We start from the raw sequence: 24,305 nt of genomic DNA, 5'->3' as shown, positions 1-24,305 counted from the left end.
ATTATCTTTAAATTAAAAATTAGCTAACAATGAAACATTTACAATTACTTCTGTTTATATTTTTAATAGTAGGTTGCGCACCCATTAAGGTGAATTATGATTATGAACGCACTACTAATTTTTCAAAATACAAAACCTATCAATATTTTGGAGATATGAAAACCGGTTTAAGTGCGTTAGACACTAAACGTTTTTTAGATGCTTTTGATGCTAAAATGACCACATTAGGTTTTTCAATTTCTGAAAACCCCGATTTTTTAATTGATATAAAAAGTGCTGAATTTCAAGGCGCACCAAGGCAACGTGTAGGCGTAGGTTTAGGTGGTGGCGGCCGTAATGTTGGTGGTGGCGTTTCAATTGGTATACCTATTGGGCAACCTAATGTAAACCGACAAATTACAGTTGATTTTGTTGATGAAAAAGGCATTGGTTTGTTTTGGCAAGCTGTTAGCGAATCTAGTTTTAATCCTAATGCAACACCTGAAAACAGAGAAACGCGCTTAAAAGCTATTACCGATAAAATTTTAGCTGGTTATCCGCCAAAACCTTAATGTTTTACTACTTTTTTACTTGCAATAAGTATATTATTTGCATAAATATTAGCAATGTAAATTCCTGTTTGTAAATGACTTGTGTTAATTTGTGTTGAGGTATTTAGTTTTTTAGATGTAATTTGTTTGCCATCAATTGTGCTTAAAACTATGCGTAATTTTTGGCTGTTAGTACTTTCAATTGTAAAATTTAAAAAAGTATTAGTTGGGTTAGGAAACATGCTTATTTTAAAGGTGTTTTTGTTGCTAGTAATAGTTTCAGTACCCAAAGCACTGTAATTAATAGTCCAGTTTACATTGTAAATATGAAATGTTTCATGGTTATCTACCTTTAGCATATTAGAATTATCAGTAACGGTTACTGAAAGGGTGTTGCTGCCTTCATTTAAATTAGTTTCAGTAATAGAAACATCATCAACATTGTTGGCATAATTAACGTTGTTAAGTGTCCATACACTTTCTAAAGTGTTAGGTATAGGTTTTATTAAATTAAGCTGAAAATTAAGCGGAAAATTTAAAGCCTCAAGAGTTGTTGTTTCTGGGGTGAAAGAATCAATAGGAGAGATGAGGCTATGAATTTTTTCAATCATACCTTCTTTACAAACAGCACAAAAAGGTTTGTTTAAAACTTCCATTTTACATTCGGCATGTCTTGGTTTGTACCACATTGAAGCATTGCCACTGCCTGTATGCTGGTGTATGCCAATATTGTTTGTACCCATCCAGTTTTTCCATTTTACGGTATTAGGGTTGGTTTCTTGTGTCATATTTATGGCCTCAGCAGCCAATATATCTCCAGGATAATATTCGTCTTTTAAATCAAAAAGGGAATGCCCTAATTCATGAACAGCAATTTCTAATGAACTTGTACCGGTTGAAGCCATTGGAAATTTACCACCACTACCGCCATAATAGGGCGAGTTTACAAGTATAAGTGCTTGATCATAAGTTGGAAAGTTGTTAGCTAAAACAGTTTCTATTTTGGCTTGGGTATTATTAGCGCTAAATCCATCAATTTCATAATACAATAAAAAATGATTTCCAAAGGCATCATAAGTTGCATTAAAATATGTGTCTACCATTTGTGTGGGTACGGGCCAACCAGATTCATGACTAGCGCTACCTGTTCCTGGGTGGTCTGCACCACTTTCATTTGAAGGTACTTTTATAGCATATACATTAAAATAATTAGCATATTCTAAATAAGGCGATTGGCTAAAAAGGTAATCACTAAAGTTTGTAGCATCTGTAATAAAAGTGTTTAACTCGGTAGTTTGGTAGCCGTCACTTAAAATAACTAAGTTTATACGTTTGTTATTATCACCAGTTATTTTTATGGCTTCAACATCAAAAGTTTGAGCAAAAGCAGATGCAAAACTCACCAATATTACAATGATATGTAGCAGATATTTCACTGGTTAATTTTGGTTTTAATTAATGGTTTTGTTTTCTTGTTTGAAGCATCAATTTCAGAAACACTTAAATAATACACGTTAGCATAAGCAGGAATGCGAATAGTAAACGATGATTTTTTTAACTGAACATGTTTTGTTTGCAGTTGTTTATCATGGTTAATATATTCCATGTGTTTTTCAAGCGGATTTTTTATACTGAATTGTTCAAGCATGCGCCCTTGTTTGTTTAGTAAACTGCAAAGTAAATCGCCTTGTTTACCATTTTTTAAAAGGCTATTTTGTTTAAGTGTACCTTCGGTTTCAATTTTATTAATTAAAGTAATATGTTTTCTGTTTTTGCTTTGTGTTATATTAAAATTTATAAAAAGCAATTTGGGTTTGCCGCTTTTGGTAAGGGTTGGTGGTTCTATATTTTTACTTGCACATGCCGTTAAGTTTAATAACAAGCATGCGGTTAAAAAAAGAAGACATAATATTGTGGGGCGTTGCATAACACAAAGTTACTAAAAACTGTTTAGTGTTGTTGCTTAAAACTAAAGAAGCCCCATTTTTTTGGAGCTTCTGTAAATTTGTTATTTTAGTAGCATTACTTAACCTGAATTCTTAGGCCTTTACTGTGGCTGCTAAACTCGGGCGCATACATGCTTTGTATGGTAGTGATGCCGTTGCTCATGTTTCCGGTGTTGTTTACACGTAAATCATATTCAAAAACAAAAACACCTTTTGGTAAATAATCAAAAAAGAAGTTTGTACTGGCATCTTTTGTACTTTCATAGTAGCCTAACCCGTCTTGCCATTTGTAGTTAGATAAAACGTTTACAGACTCTAAACCAGCGGCACGCATATCTTTCATATGCACAAATTCCATAGGTCTGTCGTTTTTAATTTCAATTCTAACGCGTATCAGGTCACCAACTTCTAAATTGCTTTTTGAAGTTATTTCACTAAGAGCTTCACCCGTATTGGTGTTTTGTTTTAAAAATAATTTTTTAGAGATTTTTAATGAGGTTTTAGCTGAAGTAATTTTATCTAAATCTTCAAAATATTGCCAATATAAACCACCCCAAGCAATACCATTACCTTTTTTTGTTAGTGTAACATTGCCCATATTTGGTTTAATTTCTTGGGCATTCCAAGAGGTTTTAAAATACCCTGTGCCAGCTTCAATTTTGGTGTTTTCTAATTTTAAAGGATTTACAGTTTCTCCACCAACAGAAACATCAACCATATCTGTAACATCCAACCAATTGCTACCTTGAAGTAGTAAGGCATACACCGCTTCGGTAGTTGCTTTGGTAGTTTTCCAACGGTTAGTTTGTTTATTTTTAAGTAGCCAAATTTTAAGGTTGTCTATAGTTTCTAAATTTTTAGTTTCATTTTGAATGCGTGTGCCAGTTTCAGAAAACGCTTCAATTAGTAGTGCTTGCGTTTCAATTGGTGCTTGATACCAAAACCAAGAGTTTGTGTTTTCTTTCCAGTACATGCCTAATTCTTCAGAGGTAATGCTATTTTCTTTTAAAGATTTTATAATTTTTGAAGCTGTTTTTACATCATTGGCTCTATGTGAAATTAAAGCCATTAAACCTTTGGCGTACAATGAACGGTTTAACCAGTATTTTTGAATTTGTGATTGGTAATATGCAATAACATTTTCAACTTCTTTAGATTTTTTTACCTGCGGAAAGAAACTACGCATGTATAAATAATGCAATTGATTATGGCTTAAATGGTCTTTGTTTAAATCAATATTTTTATTGTATTTTTTTAGGTCTTTGTATTCTTTTATAAAAGCTTCATCTAAATATTTAATGGCCTTTTTAATCATTTGAGATGTATCGCTAGTGTTATTGGTTACTTCAAGTTTATGCAAGTGCCCAAAACCAGTAATAATATGTTGTGTAATCCATCGGCTTTCATAACCGCCATTAAACCAAGGCCATGCGCCTGATGACATTTGATTGCCTTTTAGTTTATTTAAAGCCAATTGTAATGCGTTATTCATTTTATTTAAATTGAACAACAAAGCAATACGCTTTTTTTGTTCGGTTTCACTTTGTGCATCGCGTAACCAAGGCGTTTCTTGAATTAAAATAGATTTTAATGTTTCATTTTTTTCAAGGTTTGAAATGAGCACGTCTTCTGATGCCCACTGATTAAAAACATCTTTTATTCTGGGGTTAGAATTTACAATATGGCTAGCTAACGCATTGGCGTAATACCTGCTAAATGTTTGCTCATTACATTCATAAGGGTATTCCATTAAATAAGGTAATGCTTGTACAGCATACCACGCTGGATTAGACGTTATTTCTAAGCTTAATTTGTGGTGTTTTAATGTAGAAGAGGTGTTGTTTTTTAACTTATTTAATGTAAAGGTTTTAGTTTCGTTACTTTTTATCCACATGGGTAAAGTTTCTGTCACCAACATGCGGTTTGAAAGTACAGGTAATGCATTTTGCTCGCCATCACTAAAACTTTCAGATTTTGCAACAATTTTATATTGAATAGCTTGAACATCATCAGGTATTGATAAACGCCACGATACTTGAGTGTTACCTTTTGATGATACTGAAAAATTTTGCACACTTTTAAGTGTTGAAGTACTATTATTATTCACAAGTAATTTTGATGTAATATCTTTTCCTGAAATAGCATCTGTTAAAATAAGTAGTGCTTGTCCTGAAAGTGGTTTTACGGTTAAATTTGAAATTTTAGTACTTATATTAATACTGTCACCTTCGCGTAAAAAACGTGGTGCATTTGGTATAACCATGAGTTCTTTTTGAGTAACTGTAGTTAATGTTTTTGTGGCACTTTTTAAGTTTTTGGTATGCGCTAATAATTGCAATTTCCATTGTGTTAACGCTTCGGGAGTTGTAAAACTAAAACTTACATTGCCTTCATTGTCTGTTTTTAAATGCGGAAAGAAAAAGGCGGTTTCTTTTAGGTTTTTTCGAATTTTGATTTCGCTAAAATCTGTTTTAGTTGGACTCTCAGGTTTAGGAGGCGGAGGAATATTTAGTTCATTGTCATTTGCCTGTCCTTTTATCATTGCTTGTCCTTCAGAAACTTCAGCTTCTTCAGCCATAACTTTAGATACTGCTCCTGTTAATTCTTTTCTTTTTTGTGTGCCATAACCAACCACCACAACTTCATCTAATTGGGCGCTATCTTCAACTAAGGCTATTTTTAAAACATTATTATTGCCAATTTTAACTTCATAATCTAAAAAGCCTAAATAGATAATTTTAAGTGTGTTTCCTTTTTTTGCTTCAATAGTAAAATTACCATCAAAATCTGTGATTGCTTTGTTTTCTGTTCCTATAATTATAATGTTTGCTCCTGGTAATGGCTCTCCAGCTTCATCATAAACAGTACCGCTAATAACACCTGCTTTTAAATTTTTATCAAAAGTTTCTTTATGTTTTGATGTAAATTTTGGTCTTAATGCATTTAAATATCTGTTATACGTCCATTTATTAAAGTTCATTGAAAACCCAAACCAATTCCATGTGTCATAATATTGCTTTGGATAATGGTAATTATAACTTAATGAATTGTAAACTTTAAAGTTTGTGGTGCCAAAACTTTGGTGCATTTTACTTCTAAAAGCACTATAATATGCGGGTTTGTTAATAGGGTTGAAGTACCAATTATGGTTTTTAAACTGGTTTAAGGAGGCATCATACATACTTGCTAAAAGTTCGGCACTAACTTTGTCGCCTTTTGGACCTTTTATGTTGAAATTCCAAGTTTCATCTGTTCCGGGTTGCAAACGGTCTCTGAAGGTGTTGGTTTCAATTTGCAAATCGGTTTCTGGGTATGGTACCAAAATTGGCAATGTACCTTGTTGAGCACTGTTAAAAGCAGCAAAACTGTAATGAATAGCAAATCCACCAACATCATTTTGGGTAACAGGAATGCTTAATGTTTTTTTATTGTTATTTAAACGAATTATTTGGGTATCAATAATATCATGATTTTTTTCAATAGATACTGTAATTACTATGTTTTTTGCTGCCGAAGCTAAGGTTATAAAAGCCGTTTCGCCTGCGTTGTATGTAGTTTTGTTTGTTGTTATATTAAATAATTGATTGTCGGCTAAACTATCATCTTTATCACTAAATAAAGATATTTTTGTTTCGTCTTTAACCTTTTGATTAAATTTATCTTTAGTTTCTAAAATGACGATGTATTGCCCTGATTCCCATTTTTTAATTTTTCCTAAGTCAAGTGTTTTTGAAATTTCGGTATTAAAAGTTTTATTTAAAACAAGAGCACCTTTGTTCCATTCATTAGGTAAATGTTCGTTTGTAAAAGCCTCATTTGGAAATAAGTTTTTAAATTTTTCTTTTGAAAAATCTTGATAATCTGGCGCAGGCCAAGGGCGTGGTCTTACAACAGTATTTGGAGCTTTAAGTTTGTAAATTTTTATGCTGCCTTTAGCGGGTGTGAATTCGTTATTTAAGTTTTTTGTATCAATAGTTAGTGTTTGGTTTTTATTGTTTTTATTGAGTGCTTCATTAATAATAATTTTGGCAGTTAAAGCATGATAACCAACATTTACAAGGGTTGTTGCACTTCGGGTTTCGCCGTTTACATCGGTAACATCGGCAGTGATTTCGTATTTAAAAATAGGCAGACTTTTTTTATCTACACTCGTGTCTGGCAGCGCTTTAAAGGTAATGCTGAATTCACCATTGGTATTGGTAACGGTTTCGCCGTGGGTTATTTCTTGAGGCTCGCTGTTAAAATTTGGTCTGTACCAATAAAACCAATGCGGATATTGCACTTTACGGTGTACACGATATACAACTTTAGCATTTGTAATATTACTACCCGCAAAAGCAATAGCATTACCTTTTACGGTAACAGAATCGTTAATTTTAAAAGTTTCTTTAACGGGGTTAAAGGTGGTTTCAAATTTTGGGCGTTTGTATTCTTCAACAGAGAAATAATGATTTGAATATAAATCACTTCTATCAGCATCAATTTCAATGTAATACTGGCCGTTTAAACCTGTGTTTGGTAAAATAAACTCGCCACTAACAGAGCCAAATACATTGGTTTTTAGTTCTAATTCTTTTATTTCTTCACCATTGGTATTGTATAAAACCGCATATAAATTTTCATTAGCTAAAACTTCAGAAGTGTTGTTTTTAGTTTTAAGCGCAATGGCTTTAAAAAATACGGTTTGTCCAGGCCTGTAAATACTTCTATCAGTAAAAACAAAAGCTTTGTACTGTGTTTTTTGTTGTTGCTTGTTTTGGTGTGAACCCATCCAGTAATTTCCAAAATAAGCCGTTTCATCTTTATGGTTTACTTTAATAGCTATGTTGCGGTAGTAATTATTTGTTTTTTTAATGCTTATTTTTCCTTGGCTATTGGTGGTGTGGTTTTGGGTTTTTCTATTGCCGTTGTATCTGGAACTGTATGACATTTTAATGGCGGCATTAGGTATAGGTTCGCCATTGTTTCTGTTAATTAATTGAAAAATTTGATGCGTGTTATTTTCAGCATCAACCATAGCTAAATTGGTGATTTGTACCGTGGTTTGAGCAAAAAAGGCATTGCTATTTTTGTCAGTTGTGGCTAAAACAACATAGCGCCCATTGTTTAGTTTAGGTAGTAATATTTCGGTACTATGGCGCTGATAATCGTTTTCATTGCGTAGTAAGTTTTCCCAAGTTTTAGTAGGTTTTAATGTGTTTAAAAATTCCCATTTATCAACTTGATTATAAATTTTAGCAAATTTTTCAAACTGTTTTTCGTTTAATTTAAAAGCTTTAAAGTGCAGTGTGTCAGTATTTTTGTAGTTTACCAAAACTCTAGCATGCTGTTGTATTGGTAAATAATTTTCGGTAGTAATGTTTAGAGTTGGTTTTAATATTTGCTTTTTAAGAATTTTACATTTTTCGGTACCCAAGCTTTCAGGAAAATTAGCCATGGTAGTATTGCAAATTTCTAGCGCCTCTTTGGCTTTAAAGCGGTGTTCTTTATTGGTGTTTCCGTTGTAGGTTTTGCTTAATTCAACATAAATTGAGGCTATTTCAAAATGGTATAAAGCCGCAGTTTCATTCGTTTTATTTTTATCGGCTTCAGTTTTTAAAGCGTTTAATAAAAGTGATTGTTTTTTGCTGAAAGTAGCATGCGTTTCAACAAATTTTAAGCGTTCAATATTAACATTGGCTAAAGCTTTTGCGTTTTTGCTTTTTAAATGAAAATGCATTAAGTTTTGATAAATTTTTAAAGCCTGTAATTGCAAAGAAGTACTGTCTTTTGATGTAATGTTTAATGCCGAAAAGGTTTCAGCGTTAGCTAAAAAATCTGGATTATCAATTTCAAATTTATATGCCGGTTTGGTAATGTGTGTTTCGTTGGTTTTGTAAAATTCTAAAGCATTATGGTTTAAAAAATCAAAAAGTGTTGGCCTGTAAACCTTGGAGTCTTTTTGGGTGTTTAAAATGGCATTATAATTTGCTAAATCTTCTAATTGAAGCATTAAGCCGTTTTGTAGTGAATTTTGGTAATGCACATTAATTTCATTAAATAATGTTTGTAAATCCCAGGTTCTAAAATCGGTTTTATTTACTTTTTTATCAGTTTTGGTGCGGTTGTAAAATTGCCATCTATGTTGTTTAAAATATTGCCAATACAAATTAGCTAGTTGATTTTCTAAAACATTTTTTGTTGGGAAACTGCTAGTTTCAATAGTAGTTTTAAAATCATTAATTATATTTAGTTGCGCATCTTCCTCTAAAATTAAAGCAAACTTACTTTTAAATAAAAGTGTTTTAATAAGTTGTGGGGCGTTGTTATCTTTTTTAGCTTTAAGGGCAATATCATTAACAATTTTAAGTGCAGATTTAGGTAAACCCTCAATTTCAAGTTTTTCAACCTTTTGCCAAAGTACTTCGTAATTGTTGTGTTGGGCATTGGTTATGTTTGCAAAAAGTATAATCATTAATGCTAATAGTGAGTTTTTCATGAACTGTACGTTGTATAAGGTTATTTTTTAATTGGCTTGTTTTGCTAAGCTAAATTCAAAAGCTGTACCAAAAAATAGCCAATGAGTAAACCTCTATTTTGGGTGAGTTAATTTACTCATTTTAAAAGAAACTTGTAATGTTTAACTTTGTGAAACCGACAAAAAACTTATGAACAAATTAATATACCTACTGTTGTTGCCTGTTTTAACTTATGGACAGTTAAATATTGAGCAAGCGCAAACCATGTTAGCAAAAAAACAGTATGCCAAAGCAGAACCTGTTTTAGTAAAATTTGTTGAAGAAAACCCTAATAATTTATTGGCTATAGAGTTGTTGGGCGATGCCTATGGCCACCAAAAAAAATGGGATAAAGCAATAAATAACTACAAAATATTGGTTAACGCCAATGCTAAAAATGCCAATTACCAATATAAATACGGTGGTGCTTTGGGCATGAAAGCGCTATCGGTAAGTAAAATTAAAGCATTAACTATTATTGATGATGTAAAAGCTGCCTTTTTAAAAGCTGCCGAATTAGATAAACAACACGTTGATGCCCGTTGGGCATTGGTAGAATTATACATGCAACTACCCGGTATAATTGGTGGCAGTAAAAGCAAAGCATTACATTATGCTAATGAGCTGCAAAACCTTTCAAAAGTAGATGGTTATTTGGCCAAAGGCTACATTTATGAATACGATAAAGAACCAGAACAAGCCGAAAAATATTATAAATTAGCTTTAAACACAGGCGGTTCTGTAACGTGTTTTGAAAAATTAACCAATTTTTACGAAAAACAAAACAAACCAGAGCAAGCCATTCAAAATATTGAGCAAGCTTACCAAAAACACAACCGTAATGCCATGCATTATCAAATAGGAAAAGTATGCGCAGACTATAATATTCAATTAGAAAAAGGCGAAAAATGCCTACATGCCTACATAAAAAACCACTCGGTTAAAGATGGTGTACCTATTGAATGGGCCTATTTTAGGTTAGCCCAAATTCACAAAAATAAACAAGACAAAACCGCCGCTTTAAAATGGATAGACAAAGCCTTGGCAACCCGCAGTAACTTTAAACAAGCTAAAGAAGAAAAAGATAAAATTTTAAGACTATAAATTAGGGCGTTACCCACAAGGGGTCGGGCTTTCGGCAGTCGCTTTTTGCTCGTGCCTCACAAAAGAGCTCCAACAAATGCCTCAATCCCTAACGCATATCAAAACCGTCTATAACCATTTATTACTGTTAGGGTATTAAACTTTTCAAAATTAAACTTTGAACTTTAAGCTTATAAGTAGATATTTGTTATATGAACGTACATTTTATAGCCATAGGAGGTGCTGCAATGCACAATTTAGCTTTAGCATTGCACAACAAAGGATACAAGGTAACAGGAAGCGATGATACTATTTTTGAACCTTCAAAATCAAGATTAAAAGCAAAAGGATTGTTGCCAGAAGCTTTTGGTTGGTTTCCCAAGAAAATCACTTCTACTTTAGATGCTATTGTTTTAGGAATGCACGCTAAAGAAGATAATCCTGAATTATTGAAAGCCCAAGAATTGGGTTTAAAAATCTATAGTTATCCTGAATTTTTGTACGAGCAGAGTAAACACAAAACCCGTGTAGTTATTGGCGGTAGTCATGGTAAAACAACTATTACTTCAATGATTTTACACGTTATGCATTACCATGATAGAGATGTTGATTTTATGGTTGGCGCGCAGTTAGAAGGTTTTGATGTAATGGTAAAACTTACTGAGGAAAACGATTTTATAGTGCTAGAAGGCGATGAGTATTTAAGCTCACCAATTGATAGGCGACCAAAATTCCATTTATACAAACCCAATATTGCGTTGTTAAGTGGTATTGCTTGGGATCATATTAATGTGTTTCCAACTTATGAAAACTACGTTGAACAATTCAGCATATTTGTAGATTCTATTGTTAACGGTGGAAGTATTAACTACAACCAAGAAGATGCTGAGGTAAAACGTGTAGTTGAAGCTAGCGAGAATACCATTAGAAAAATACCGTATAAAACACCAGAGTATACTGTTGAAGATGGCGAAACACTTTTAGAAACGCCAGAAGGAGATTTGCCTATTGAAGTATTTGGAAAACACAACCTAAATAATTTAGCCGGTGCCAAATGGATTTGTCAGCATATGGGTATTCAAGAAGATGAATTTTATGAAGCCATAGCCACTTTTAAGGGGGCAAGTAAGCGTCTGGAGAAAATTGCTGAAAGCGCAAATAGTGTTGCTTACAAAGATTTTGCGCATTCACCAAGTAAAGTTGAAGCCACTACCAATGCGGTAAAAGAGCAATACCAAAATAGAACCTTAGTAGCTTGTTTAGAATTACATACGTATAGCAGTTTAAATGCCCAATTTTTAAAAGAATACAAAGGCGCTTTAAATGCAGCCGATGTTGCTGTGGTTTTCTATTCACCACATGCTGTTGAAATTAAAAAGTTAGATACCATTACTCATAAGCAAATAGCTGATGCTTTTCAGAGAGAAGATTTAATAATTTATACCAATCCTGAAGATTTTAAGAATTATCTCTTTTCTCAAAATTTTACAAATAAATCGTTATTGCTTATGAGTTCTGGTAATTATGGTGGTTTAGATTTTGATGAGGTTAAAACGTTAATAGTGTAGGTGGGGATTATGCTGTTTCTAAAACAGGTACAATATTTTCAAGTTTAGCAAAACTTAAAGAGAATCCGTCATCCCTTATATCGTCTAGCAACCATTTTCCTTCGCTATATTCCATAATCCAAATTTTGGTATTATCATCAAAACCTCTTTTGCCTTCAACAATTTTTCTAGTTTGTTTGTTAATTAAATAATCTTCAATATTTGCGGTTATGCTAAAAGCAATTTTAGAACCTTCAAAATTTTTACTATCAGATATTTCAAGGTATAAAGGTTTTATGTTTTTAATGCGTTCTAATTTACAAACATTTTTAAGGTTTTCACTTTTCCACCGGTCTAAATGAACCAACTGTTGGTTTTGCCAATACCAATGGTTAACATAATTAGATACTTCACTCATATCTTCTTTATTCCAGGCTATATGTACTCTACTAAACACGTTAGAAACATTTTTTTGAATATTTAACCACATAAAGTCTTTATTAATTCTACCAAGTTTAGCTAATTGTTTTTTTGCTTTTCTAACAGCAATAAATTCAATAGTTTTTATGTAAAATATTAGAGGAAGTAAAATTATTGCCAGTATAGACATTATTAATTTACCCCACCAAGTTTTAAATAGAGCCTTGGCTACAGTACCTCCAGGGCCTGCATAAACTGGGTCAATAAATAAAAAAAGTATAAAGAATATACTTAAAATTAATGTGATTTTTTGCTGTTGTTTCATAACTTTCTTTAGTTATATGTTATTAGCTTGCATAGTATTTTAATGGGTTAAACACCAAACTGTTTAAAATGGTGGTCTAAATGTTTGTATTGCGCTTTTCCCCATTGGTCTGCAGTAAAACTCCCAAAAATAGGATGTTTCTTTTTAGGTTCAAAATACCCTTTTGAGCTGCTCATTTTTTCAATCTTTTCAGTAAGAATATCTTTTTCATAAACAAAATCTTTTTGGCCAGCAATAATAAATTCGTTAGCGGTTGGTAAGCCTTGTTTCCAGGGTTTGTCATTGTATAAACTTGGCGCAACCATTTTCATCATTAAACCTACTAAAAAGTTGGGCTTTTTTATTGTAATTTCATCAAGTGCTAATGCAATGGGTCTTTGGCAATGCACAAGCATTTGATTAACATTCATTTTACCCCATTTTGCTTGTGATTTAGGAGATAATTTATTGAGCCTATTAAGTATTTCAAATTTAGTTTCTGATTCAAATAAAGATTTCATGGGTAAGTAAATTTATTATTGCAGCAGTAATTTACAATAATTATCTTTATCAAATGCCAGAAAAAAGCACATCGTTTTCAATAAAAAATTGGTCGCAAGATGATCAGCCTCGAGAAAAACTACTTTACAAAGGAAAAACCGCTTTAAGTGATGCTGAATTGGTAGCCATTTTAATAGGTTCTGGTAACAGAAACGAAAGTGCTGTAGCCCTTTGTAAGCGTATTTTAGCCAGTGTAGATAATAATTTGAGTGCGTTAGGTAAATTATCTATTAAACAACTTATGGCATTTAAAGGTATTGGCGAAGCTAAAGCCATAACCATTGCCGCTGCTTTAGAATTAGGAAGAAGAAGGCGAGGAGAAGAGGCTCTACAAAAAAGGCAAATAACCTCAAGCACTTCGGTTTTTGAATTAATGCAACCTATAATTGGCGAACTTCAACATGAAGAATTCTGGATAATCTATCTAAATAATTCAAATAAAGTACTGCAAAAAAATCAGTTAAGTAAAGGCGGTATAACAGGTACGTTGGTTGATGTGCGTTTAGTGTTTAAACAAGCTTTAGAACTTGGTGCTACGGCTTTAATTTTAGCACACAATCATCCGTCAGGAACTTTAAAACCAAGTGAAGCCGATAAACAAATTACCAATAAACTTAAAATTGCCGCCCAAAGTTTAGATATTAAAGTGCTAGACCACTTAATTATTACTGAAAAAGCCTATTTTAGTTTTGCCGATGAAGCCATTTTATAGCTAACTAAATAAATTCTGAAGCCGTAATGTTACTAGTTTATACACATAAAATATCACCAAGAGTTAAGTATGCTTTTAAGCATATTTGCACACGTGTTTTGGGTATAGAAGTAGATTTTACAACAACCATTGAAAAATTTATAGCGCATGATAGCCTTAAAATGTCATACACTAAACAACAATTAGGTAATGAGTTTTTTATAAAAAGTCATGAAATAATGTTTGAACAGGGTTTGTCAGACATCAGTATAAACGTGCACGATTGGGAAAACACCAAATGCTTCTTTTATATAGGCGAAAAGGGCGCTATACCTTTTGATATATTTTCGGCTACATTTTATATGCTATCTCGTTATGAAGAGTATTTGCCACATGTAAAAGATGAATATGGCCGTTTTACAGCAATACAAAGTTTGGCGTTTAAACATGGGTTTTTGCATCAGCCGGTTGTAGATATTTGGGCATATAAATTTAAAGCTGCATTACAGCTACAGTTTCCAGATTTTGTATTTCCAGAAAGAACATACAGCATAAAACCTATTATAGATGTACCTTGTGCTTACAATTACAAGCTAAAAGGTATTGTACGTACAATGGGTGGCGTTATAAAAGATGTATTAAGGTTTAGGTTTAAAAGTTTATACTTAAGGTTTGCAGTGCTTTTAGGCTTAAAACATGATCCGTATGATACATTTAAGTATATAATAAATAGGCAAAAATCTAGTGATTATAAGTTTTTGTTTTTCTTTTTACTAGGCGATTATTCAACCTTTGATAAAGGTATAAACCCAAACAAAAAAAACTTTATATCTTTAATTAAACATGTAGCCGATTATTGTAATGTAGGGCTTAAAGCATCTTATTTTGCTATTGATGATGTTGAAATTCTAAAAAAAGAAAAAAACAAAATAGAATCTATAGTAAACATGTCTCTGCAAGCATCTAGACATTCGTTTTCTAGGTTAAATTTACCCGAATCTTACAGGAATTTAGTTGATTTAGAAATTAATGAAGATTACAGTATGGGTTATGTAAACCATGCCGGATTTAGGGCAGGTTCTTGCACACCTTTTCTTTTTTATGATTTAGATTATGAAGTGCAAACACCTTTAATGATTCACCCGTACCATATCATGGATTTTGTATTATTAAAAAACCGCTCATTATTAGATAAAAAACAAACGCTTTATAAAATTATTAACCAAGTAAAGCAAGTAAATGGGCAGTTTGTGCCTGTTTTTCATAACTATACCTTTTCTGATGTTTACAGGTGGAAAGGATTTAAAGAACTATTTAATATAATAATAGAATCTGCTCAAAATGACTAAAAATATAACCGATGTTTTTTTTGATTTAGACCACACTTTGTGGGATTTTGATAAAAACTCTGCACTTACCTTTAATAAAATATTCACACTTAATAATATTGATATTAATATTGAAGAGTTTTTGAAAGCTTACCAGCCTATAAACCTTAATTATTGGAAGCTGTATAGAGATGAAAAAATAGATAAAGAATCATTACGTTTTGGTAGGCTTCACGATGCTTTTTCAGCATTAAATACATATGTTGAAAAAGAAGTAATATTAAAACTATCTGATGATTATATCAAACATTTAACAAGCTATAATTATTTGTTAGATAACACGGTAAATGTTTTGAATTATTTACAAAATCAATATAAATTACACATAATAACTAATGGTTTTGATGAGGTTCAGCATAAAAAATTAACAAAATCTAATATTTTACATTATTTTAAAACCATAACAAATTCTGAAATGGTTGGTGTAAAAAAACCAAACCCTAAAATTTTCAATTTCGCATTAAATAAAGCACAGGCTAATGCAGAAAGTAGTGTTATGATAGGTGATAGCTATGAAGCCGATATTGTAGGTGCTCAAAATATAGGTATGGATGTAATTTATTTAAAAGTAAATAATACAACGCAGGCTAATGGCGTTAAAACAATAGATAATCTAATTCAGCTAAAAGAATATTTATAATAAAATGTATCTTTACAAATACCACTAATAATAAAAAATACAATGAAATTTAAGTTTATATCTTTAATAATTACTTGTTTACTTTTTACATCGGTTTATGCGCAGCAAAATTTAAACAACTACAAATACGTTATTGTACCCAACAAATTTGATTTCTTAAAAGAAAAAAATCAGTATCAATTAAATGGGTTAGCGCAATTTTTATTCAATAAATATGGCTTTACGGCTATTATGGAAGGTGAAGAATATCCAGACGATTTAAAATTTAACAGATGTTTAGGTTTAAAATCTGATGTTTTAAAAGATTCCGGAATGTTTAAAACCAAACTACAAGTAGAATTAAAAGATTGTAATGATAGGGTAGTGTATACCTCACCAGTTGGTGAAAGTAGAGAAAAAGAGTATGATAAAGCTTATAATTTAGCCCTAAGAGCAGCGTTTAACCACATAGCAAACTTAAATTACTCTTACCAACCAAGTGACGCTATTACATCTATTTCTACAGTAGCAAAAGCACAACCAAAAAATGCAGCCGAAAAAAATGAAGTTTCAAAAGGAATTGAAGCTTTAAAAGCAGAAATTGAAAGCTTAAAAACTTCAAAAAAGCAAGTAGTTGAAGTTAATACGCCCGCTCAAATCACAGTACAAACTCAAAAAGTAACAACAAAAGTAGTACAACAATCAACTAGCAATGTTTTATATGCCCAAGCTATTGAAAACGGATTTCAGTTAGTTGATAGTTCGCCTAAAGTGGTATATAAAATTAAAACAACAGGTTTAAATAATGTGTATTTAGTTGAAGATACTTCGGCTATTTTATACAAAAAAGACACTGCTTGGTTTTTAGAGTATTACCAAAACGGACAGTTAAAACAGGAAACACTTAACATTAAATTTTAATAAAAAATTATAGTTTAGTAGTTGTATTTATTTTTCCAGCGTTGTTTTAAAAATTCACGGTGTGCGTTTTCACGTGCGTTATTTCCTGGTTTATAAAACGTAGTGTTCTTAATTTCATTGGGTAAAAACTCCTGTTGGGCAAAGTTGTTTTCATAATTATGTGCATACCTGTAATTTTCGCCATAACCAAGCTCTTTCATAAGTTTTGTTGGCGCATTTCTAATATGCAAGGGCACACTTAAATCGCCTGTTTCGCGCACTTTTTGTTGTGCTTCATTTATAGCCATATAAGCAGCATTGCTTTTTGGCGAGCAGGCTAAATACGTGGCGCATTGACTTAAAATTATACGAGACTCCGGGTAACCAATAGTAGCAACTGCCTGAAACGCATTGTTAGCAATAACCAAAGCCGTTGGGTTGGCATTACCTATATCTTCACTAGCTAAAATTAATAAACGGCGGGCAATAAACTTTATGTCTTCACCACCTTCAATCATTCTAGCTAGCCAATATACAGCACCGTTGGGGTCACTACCTCTAATAGATTTTATAAAAGCCGAAATAATATCATAATGCTGTTCACCTGTTTTATCATAACGCACCGTGTTATTTTGCACTTTTTCAAGCACAATAGCATCAGTAATTACAATATCTTTATCATTTTCAAAAGAACTTACAATAAGCTCAAAAACATTTAAAAGTTTGCGTCCGTCACCACCAGAAAGCCTTAAAAGCGCAGCAGTTTCTTGTAATGTAATATTTTTTTTAGCTAAAAATTCATCATGTTTAATAGCTCGGTTAAGTAAAGTTTCTAAATCCTTTTTTTCAAAAGCATTTAAAATATACACTTGGCAACGCGATAACAGAGCAGAAATAACCTCAAAACTAGGGTTTTCAGTAGTGGCGCCAATTAAAGTAACCCAACCTTTCTCAACGGCTTGCAATAAGGAATCTTGTTGCGATTTGCTAAATCTATGAATTTCATCAATAAACAAAATAGGGTTTTTAGTAGTAAAAAGTCCACCACTTTGTTTAGCCTTTTCAATAACTTCACGCACCTCCTTAACGCCAGAACTAATGGCGCTTAAAGTGTAAAATGGTCTGCCAGATTCTGTAGCAATAATATTAGCCAAAGTAGTTTTTCCGGTACCAGGTGGCCCCCAAAAAATCATAGACGGAATTAAACCATGCTCTAAACTTTTGGTTAAAGCACCATTTTCACCAACCAAATGCTTCTGGCTCACATAATCTTGTAAAGTTTTTGGACGTAATCTTTCAGCTAAAGGTTCATTCATACAGTAAAATTAATCTATTTTTTTGTTATAGCGTGCCCCAAATACATTTGGGTCGGGCTTTCCGCTAAATCTTTTTATCGTACCTCAAAAAAGGATACCGCTGCAATCCCTCACGCACATATCTGCCAAAATAACACCTTTATTATAAATGGTTTATTATTTGCTATTTTAGTATTATGAGCAACAAGCATTTTACATTTAGTACTGGCGTAATAGCATACCCAATATTTTTTGTGTTAATAATATGGTCTGTTATGTCTTTTGAGGTGCAGTTTCATACAAGTTTTAATAAATATGGCATCTATCCACTAAGCTTAAAAGGGTTACGAGGTATTGTGTTTAGCCCGTTTATTCATGGTAGTATAGAGCATTTATATCATAATACAGTACCGCTTTTTGTGTTAAGCATGGCTTTATTTTACTTCTACAGAGCTTTAGCTTGGAAAATTTTAATTTATGGTATTTTAGTTTCTGGTTTTATAACCTGGTGTATTGGCAGGCCATCATATCACATAGGTGCAAGTGGCCTTATTTATGTACTTGTAAGTTTTACTTTTTTTAAAGGTATTTTTGCAAAACATTACCGTTTAATAGCCCTAAGTTTATTGGTTGTGTTTTTGTATGGTAGTATGGTTTGGTATGTAATGCCTATTAAAGAAGGTGTGTCTTGGGAAGGGCATTTAGCAGGATTAATAACAGGTTTTATATTTGCCTTACTGTTTAAAAGTAATATTGCAAAACCCAAAAAGTACGATTGGGAAAACGATAATTATAATGAAAACGACGACCCTTTTTTAAAGCATTTTGATGAAGATGGTAATTTTATTGAAACAAAATCACCAGAAGAAACAGATGAAAATGCAACAATAAATTACATTTATAAAAAGGAAAACGAGTAAATTAAATCAAAAAAATATTAATTATCGTTTAAAATTCTTTGGCGCACTGCTTCATATAAAAAAGCACCACAAGCCACAGAAACGTTTAACGATTCAATATCGCCCAACAACGGTAGTTTAGCTTTCTCATCAACCACTTTTAATGTAGACGGATTTATACCTCTATCTTCAGAGCCCATAATAATAGCACATGGTTCATTAAAAGAAACATCATATAATGTATTGTCTGTTTTTTCAGTTGCAGCAATAACTTTTATACCCGATGCTTGCATGTAAAAAACAGCATCTTTTATATGGTCTACTTTGCATAAAGGCATTTTAAAAACGGCACCAGCACTTGTTTTAATAGTATCTCCGTTAACAGGAGCGCCACCTTTTTTCTGAAAAATAATACCGTTAACACCAGTGCATTCTGCAGTTCTTATAATAGCGCCAAAATTTCTAACATCGCTCAACTGATCTAATAGTAAAAATAGTGGCGTTTTACCAGCTTCAATAGTGTTTAAAACCAAATCTTCAATATCAAGAAAATCCACCGGTGAAATATTTGCAACCGCACCTTGATGATTTTTTTTAGTGAGCCTGTTTAATTTTTCTACAGGCACGTAAGCCATGTTGATGCTTTGTTTTCTAATAAGAGTTTCTAATTCAGAATACAAATCGCCTTTTAACCCTTTTTGTAAAAAAACTTTATCTAAGGTTTTTCCAGCGTTTATGGCTTCAATAATGGCTCTAATACCGAATATTTGTGTTTGGTTTTGCATGGGGTAAAGGTATAAAAAAACCAGAGAATAAATTTTCTCTGGTTTTAATTTAAATTTGTAAAATTAGAGGCGTTTAGTTTGCAGCATCAACTTCTCTAATAGGAATTTGGTAAATCATTTTTTCATCTAGAGCAGGAATTTCTAAATCTGCACCAGGCATTACTAAGTTTTCTCTACCATCTTTTCTATTCAATCCTATGCCTAATCTTGCCATATCGAAAGAAGCAACACCATCACCCCATAATTCAATACGTCTGTACATTAAAATTTCATCAATTAAATCTTGCCCCGTTTTTGTAGATAATGTATAGTTTTCATCTCTAACAGAGTTTAAATCGAAAAGAACTTGTTGTGCATCAGTATCTTTGTTTTGTCTGGCTAAAGCTTCAGCTTTAGTTAAATAAAACTCTGTATTTCTTAAATAAATGTAATCACCAATAAAAACTCCAGGACCTGGTTGTGCAATAAATTTCAAACTAGTGTATTTAGGGGTTATATTGTAGTGTCCCCAAGTACCAGGTACTAAAATTACACCAGGGTCATATTGCTGATCAGCAAACCAACCTTTTCTAACATCAGTATCAGGTATCATGTCATAAAGGTTTGAGTTAACTGTTTTAAAGTGATTCCAACCACTGTAACCATCGTTTATTTGACTTACATGTGAGAAGAAAGATTGGTAAACTTCACTTGTTGCTTCAGTTACCTCTGCGCCCCAAATAACTTCAGATAGTGAAAGTTCATCAAAGCCATGCATAACATCACTTTCTATGCTACCAACAGACATTGCAATATCAGCATATTTTTCTGCTTCACTCCAGTTTTCATAAGTTAGATGAAAACGTGCTAAATATGCAGCAACTACACTAGCATCAACTTCTTCTTTTGAATCTCTTTCGTAGTTTTCTAAGCCGTTATATGCAGCAGTTAAATCTTCTAAAATAAGTTCTTTAACTTCTCCTACTGTAGACTTAGGTTGCCCAACAAAATCTCCAAAATCAATTGGAATAGCTTCTGTATCATCACTAGCTTTAGTGTGTTGGTAAATTCTTAAAAGGTAGAAATAAGCTATTGCTCTATAAGTATGAGATTTATATTTAAAAATTAATGTTTCTTCAGGCGATTCTTCAGGTATTGTGTTAATAATACCATTTGCATTATTTATAACTTTATAGAAAAACTCCCACATAAAGTCATTGTCGTTAGAAGTAAGAATGATGTTGTCATAATTGTTAAAAGCACCAAACCAGGTGTTTCTACTCATGTCCATATCATTACTTCTTAAATCCATTCCTAAGTCAACAGCTTTAATACCAAACTCATCTGTTACATCTTCGCCATCTCTGAGGTATGATAATATTGCACCATCAAGAGCTTGCAAACCAACAGTACCTCCAGCAGCGTTATTTGCTTCGGCATGTGAAGAAGTAAAGTATCTTTCTTCTTCAAAATCTCTGTCAAAATCAGCACAAGAAACAAAACATGTTAAAGTGATGATGTAAGCAAAGTATCTGCCAAAATTCATTTTTATAAATTTATTTTCTTTCATCTTTTTCTAATTTTTTTTTAATTAAGATTAATATTCACACCAAAAGCAATAGTTCTGTTGGCTCCATACTCAGCTGAAGAAGATCCTACTGAGTTGAGACGTGGGTCATAACCTTGTCTAGCTCTATATAATAAAAATGCATTATTAACGGTTCCATATAGTCTAATATTTTCTATGTGATATTTTTTAAGCGCTTCGGTTTGTAAAGTGTAACCAAAGTTTATGTTGTTTAAACTTAGGTAACTTAGGTCTACAAGCCACATATCAGATACTCTATATTGGTCTGGACTTAATGGGTCAACTCTTGGTAAGCTAGCTGTAGGGTTATCTACAGTCCAAGTTTTGTTATAATCAGCAAAATTTGTTACATTTTGCGTAGCTCCTAATAAACCGTAATATTCATTGTCAATACCATAACCACCTATTTGGTAGGCAAACTGTAATCCAAGTGAAAAGTTTCCAAAAGTTATGTTAGTTCCAAAACCTCCTGTAATGTCAGGAATTGCCGTTTTATCTAAAAATGCTCTTCCGTTACTAACAGCATCAGCGTAATCTTCTGTTATAATTCTTTCGCCTGTTGTTTCGTCAGTAGTATAATATTGAGCGTTACCATTATCAGCATTTACACCAGCAGATTGTACCATAAAATAATCAAAGATACTTCTACCTACTACTCTGCGGAAGTTACCTGATTGGATGGAGTCTCTTGGTAGTTCAGTAATTTCATTTTTAAGTGTAGAAACGTTAGCGTTAAAAGAAACATTAAATTTTTCTTTCTTAACAGCATTCCAAGAAACTTCAGCTTCAAAACCACTATTAACCATGGAACCAAAATTCTCTGGTCTAGAGCCTTGACCCGTAGATATTTGTAATGGTTTGCTGAATAATAAGTCTTCAGATTCTTTTCTAAAGTACCCTAACGATACATTTAAGCTGTTAAATAAACTCATTTCATAGGCAATATCAAGACTGGCTGCTTTTTCCCAAGTGATATCTTTACTACCTAAGCTGTAAAGTTTTTGTGTAAGTTGGCCATTATTTTCACCAATTTCATATTGATCTTCATATGCAACTAAGTTTCTTGTAGAGGTTCCTTCATAAAATATTCTATCGTTACCTGTAGTACCATAGTTTAAAGCTAATTTAGCATAATTTATTACAGAGGAATTGCTTAAGAAGTCTTCATTACTGATTACCCAAGATGCACCAGCAGACCAAAAAGTACCCCAACGTGCATCTGGATGGAAAACAGATGACGCATCATGTCTTGCTGTTAAATTAACATAGTAAGTGTTATCTAAGCCGTAAATAAATCTTGAGAAGTAACCTTCAGTAGTGTAGTTTGTATTGTAATTACTTGCAGAAGCATATACTGATGTATTATCTAAGATAGGGCTAAAATCTCCTATGATGTTTCTTTTAGAAAGAGAAAGTGTAGTAAAGTTTTCTTCATATGTTTCATGACCTAAAAGCACATCAAAACTATGAATTCCAAATTCTTTATTCCAAGTTAATAATTGCTGATTTGTAAAAGCAGAAAAATTATCTCTGTTATTTGTTAGTAAACCATTATTAGCTTCGGCAAAAGCACCAGCTCCTGGTTTTGTAAAATCTATACCTTTATCAACTTCGGTTAAGTAATTCATTACGTATTGAAATTTGAAACCGAAAGGTAAATCTACCTGAGCTCTTAAGGCTGCATTAAAGTTGTCTCTATCATTAGTATCGATTGAGTTTTCAATTACTGCAAGAGGGTGTTCTCCTGGAGCATAGTTTCTTGGGCCTCTACTTGTACCGTTAGCGAAGTTTTGTGGTTGACCAAAGTCATATGCATAACCATTTGGGTTATTTGGGTTTAAGATGTGGTTCCAATTTTCATCATACTGATAAACAGGGTAAATTGGTGCAATTCTTCTGTTCCAGAAAAAAGCATTTGCAAAGTTTGTTGTTGGTACACCTGCCGCAGTAACAGTACTAGGTACAGCTTGACTTTTAGATTTTGCATAAGCAACATCTCCTGTTAAAGTAATAATATCTGCTATATTAGTAGCATTTACTTTTAATCTAGAAGTGTGTCTCTTAAAATTACTTCTTACTGTGTAGCCATTGTTTTCTTCAGTACCTAATGAGAAATAATAGTCTATATTTTCAGACCCACCTGAAATATTTAAATTAGTTGAACTAAAAGAAGCATTGTCTCTAAATAAAGCATCTTCCCATCTATCATTTACTAATAAATTTGCTGAAGTATTAAGTTTACCTGTTGTAGGATCAATTAGTACGTTATCTGCAACATCATATAAGTTGTAACCTAATCTGTCAATTAAATTATCTGAAGCAAATTGTCTAGCTTGTTCTATACTTATAGGAGTTCCAGCTTCATTTTGGCGATAAAACTCTGAATTTGTTAAAACACTATGGTAAGCTTCGTAGAATTCCTGAGGTGTTTCAGTTATGTTATATTCCTTTGTAGCTCTTTGTGTTAAACCATATCTAGTATCTATACTTATTTTTGGTTTTCTATTCTTTTTTCCACTTTTTGTGGTAATTAATAAAACACCATTTGAGGCTTTATTACCATATAAAGATGTAGAAGAAGCGTCTTTTAAAACCGTTGTAGATTCAATATCTTGAGGGTTTATACTGCTTAAACTCCCAGAGTAAGGAACTCCATCTAAAACTATAAGAGGAGCGCTATCAGCATTAATAGAACCAAAACCTCTAATTCTAATTAAAGGATCTGAACCTGGTTGACCATTAGCTTGAATAACTCTAAGTCCTGATACTAAACCTTCTAAACTTTTAACAGGGTTTGAGAATGTGGCATTTTCAATTTGATCAGATTTAATTACACTAACAGAACCAGTAATTGATTCTCTTTTTTGTGTGCCATAAGCAACAACAACAACTTCTTCTAGAGCAGCTGCATCTTCGCTCATTACTACATTAATTGTGTTTGAAGCTCCAATAGTAACTTCTTTAGTAACGTAGCCTACAAAACTATAAACTAAAGTAGCACCTTGGCTGGCGTTTATGGTATATCTACCATCAAAATCTGTTGAAGTTCCTGATGTTGATCCCTTAACCAAAACTGTAGTTCCTGGAAGTGGTAGCCCACTTTCATCACTAACAACACCCGAAATTTTCTTGTCTTGAGCAAAAGAGAGTTGCACAACAAATGCTAGAAATAGCATTAAAATTCCTTTGAATTTTGTTTTCATATTATAATTATTTGAATTAGTCAACTCCAAAAATCATAATAAAATGTTAATAAAACAATAAATTTGACTT

Annotated in this window: 17 protein-coding genes; 8 read left to right on the top strand and 9 right to left on the bottom strand. The window is 32.4% G+C overall.

Features of this window, described 5'->3' with window-relative positions; translation table 11 throughout:
• Positions 1–29: 29 nt before the first annotated feature.
• Entirely contained in the window at positions 30–551 is a 522-nt protein-coding gene (locus ACXAG4_RS08720) for a DUF4136 domain-containing protein (RefSeq protein ID WP_475295689.1), read from the top strand.
• Here ACXAG4_RS08720 and ACXAG4_RS08715 read toward each other — a convergent pair.
• The 3 genes from ACXAG4_RS08715 to ACXAG4_RS08705 all read right to left on the bottom strand — a co-directional run bounded on the left by ACXAG4_RS08715 (position 548) and on the right by ACXAG4_RS08705 (position 8,954).
• Complete coding sequence (locus ACXAG4_RS08715) at positions 548–1,966, bottom strand: T9SS type A sorting domain-containing protein (protein WP_475295688.1); 1,419 nt, start codon at positions 1,964–1,966, stop codon at positions 548–550. The two genes, ACXAG4_RS08720 and ACXAG4_RS08715, sit on opposite strands and share 4 nt — an antisense overlap.
• Positions 1,963–2,457, bottom strand: a complete 495-nt coding sequence (locus ACXAG4_RS08710) for a hypothetical protein (protein ID WP_475295687.1) — start codon at positions 2,455–2,457, stop codon at positions 1,963–1,965. The genes ACXAG4_RS08715 and ACXAG4_RS08710 overlap by 4 nt, the downstream gene beginning before the upstream one ends.
• A gap of 95 nt (positions 2,458–2,552) precedes the next feature.
• Positions 2,553–8,954 carry an alpha-2-macroglobulin family protein gene (locus tag ACXAG4_RS08705; RefSeq protein ID WP_475295686.1) on the bottom strand — a complete coding sequence of 2,134 codons (6,402 nt, stop codon included), beginning with the start codon at positions 8,952–8,954 and terminating at the stop codon, positions 2,553–2,555.
• Positions 8,955–9,123: 169 nt separating this feature from the next.
• Here ACXAG4_RS08705 and ACXAG4_RS08700 point away from each other — a divergent pair, with 169 nt between their 5' ends.
• Complete coding sequence (locus tag ACXAG4_RS08700) at positions 9,124–10,077, top strand: tetratricopeptide repeat protein (protein ID WP_475295685.1); 954 nt, start codon at positions 9,124–9,126, stop codon at positions 10,075–10,077.
• 191 nt (positions 10,078–10,268) lie between these two features.
• The gene (locus tag ACXAG4_RS08695; protein ID WP_475295684.1) at positions 10,269–11,624 is read left to right on the top strand and encodes a UDP-N-acetylmuramate--L-alanine ligase; all 1,356 of its coding nucleotides are present in this window, start codon (positions 10,269–10,271) and stop codon (positions 11,622–11,624) included.
• A gap of 7 nt (positions 11,625–11,631) precedes the next feature.
• Here the strand turns inward: ACXAG4_RS08695 and ACXAG4_RS08690 are convergent, their stop codons facing one another.
• Positions 11,632–12,348, bottom strand: coding sequence for a hypothetical protein (locus ACXAG4_RS08690; protein ID WP_475295683.1), 717 nt, complete (start codon positions 12,346–12,348; stop codon positions 11,632–11,634).
• A 47-nt stretch (positions 12,349–12,395) separates the two neighbouring features.
• Positions 12,396–12,848, bottom strand: a complete 453-nt coding sequence (locus ACXAG4_RS08685; protein ID WP_475295682.1) for a DUF1569 domain-containing protein — start codon at positions 12,846–12,848, stop codon at positions 12,396–12,398.
• Positions 12,849–12,901: 53 nt separating this feature from the next.
• On the opposite strand from ACXAG4_RS08685, the gene radC reads away from it, so the two are divergent.
• From radC to ACXAG4_RS08665, 4 genes are read left to right on the top strand one after another with little or no spacing between them, the layout of a single operon-like run.
• Entirely contained in the window at positions 12,902–13,600 is a 699-nt protein-coding gene (gene radC / locus ACXAG4_RS08680) for a RadC family protein (protein ID WP_475295681.1), read from the top strand.
• Positions 13,601–13,626: 26 nt separating this feature from the next.
• Positions 13,627–14,928 (top strand): polysaccharide deacetylase family protein, encoded by a 1,302-nt coding sequence (locus ACXAG4_RS08675; protein ID WP_475295680.1) that lies wholly within the window; start codon positions 13,627–13,629, stop codon positions 14,926–14,928.
• Positions 14,921–15,607, top strand: coding sequence for a YjjG family noncanonical pyrimidine nucleotidase (locus ACXAG4_RS08670; protein ID WP_475295679.1), 687 nt, complete (start codon positions 14,921–14,923; stop codon positions 15,605–15,607). The genes ACXAG4_RS08675 and ACXAG4_RS08670 overlap by 8 nt, the downstream gene beginning before the upstream one ends.
• A gap of 42 nt (positions 15,608–15,649) precedes the next feature.
• Complete coding sequence (locus ACXAG4_RS08665; RefSeq protein WP_475295678.1) at positions 15,650–16,507, top strand: hypothetical protein; 858 nt, start codon at positions 15,650–15,652, stop codon at positions 16,505–16,507.
• A 14-nt stretch (positions 16,508–16,521) separates the two neighbouring features.
• On the opposite strand, the gene ACXAG4_RS08660 is transcribed toward ACXAG4_RS08665, so the two are convergent.
• Entirely contained in the window at positions 16,522–17,802 is a 1,281-nt protein-coding gene (locus tag ACXAG4_RS08660) for a replication-associated recombination protein A (protein WP_475295677.1), read from the bottom strand.
• 176 nt (positions 17,803–17,978) lie between these two features.
• On the opposite strand from ACXAG4_RS08660, the gene ACXAG4_RS08655 reads away from it, so the two are divergent.
• Complete coding sequence (locus ACXAG4_RS08655; RefSeq protein WP_475295676.1) at positions 17,979–18,701, top strand: rhomboid family intramembrane serine protease; 723 nt, start codon at positions 17,979–17,981, stop codon at positions 18,699–18,701.
• Between the two features lie 17 nt (positions 18,702–18,718).
• Here the strand turns inward: ACXAG4_RS08655 and rlmB are convergent, their stop codons facing one another.
• The 3 genes from rlmB to ACXAG4_RS08640 form a co-directional block, all read right to left on the bottom strand.
• On the bottom strand, positions 18,719–19,465 hold the full coding sequence (rlmB, locus tag ACXAG4_RS08650) for a 23S rRNA (guanosine(2251)-2'-O)-methyltransferase RlmB (RefSeq protein WP_475295675.1): 747 nt from the start codon (positions 19,463–19,465) through the stop codon (positions 18,719–18,721).
• A 73-nt stretch (positions 19,466–19,538) separates the two neighbouring features.
• Entirely contained in the window at positions 19,539–21,014 is a 1,476-nt protein-coding gene (locus tag ACXAG4_RS08645; protein ID WP_475295674.1) for a RagB/SusD family nutrient uptake outer membrane protein, read from the bottom strand.
• 17 nt (positions 21,015–21,031) lie between these two features.
• Positions 21,032–24,235, bottom strand: coding sequence for a SusC/RagA family TonB-linked outer membrane protein (locus ACXAG4_RS08640; RefSeq protein ID WP_475295673.1), 3,204 nt, complete (start codon positions 24,233–24,235; stop codon positions 21,032–21,034).
• Positions 24,236–24,305: the final 70 nt, after the last annotated feature.

It is taken from the genome of Seonamhaeicola sp. ABD4_175, from assembly GCF_056160885.1.
The sequence above is the reverse complement of the archived record's forward strand: the minus strand, read 5'-3'. Positions and strand labels throughout refer to the sequence as shown.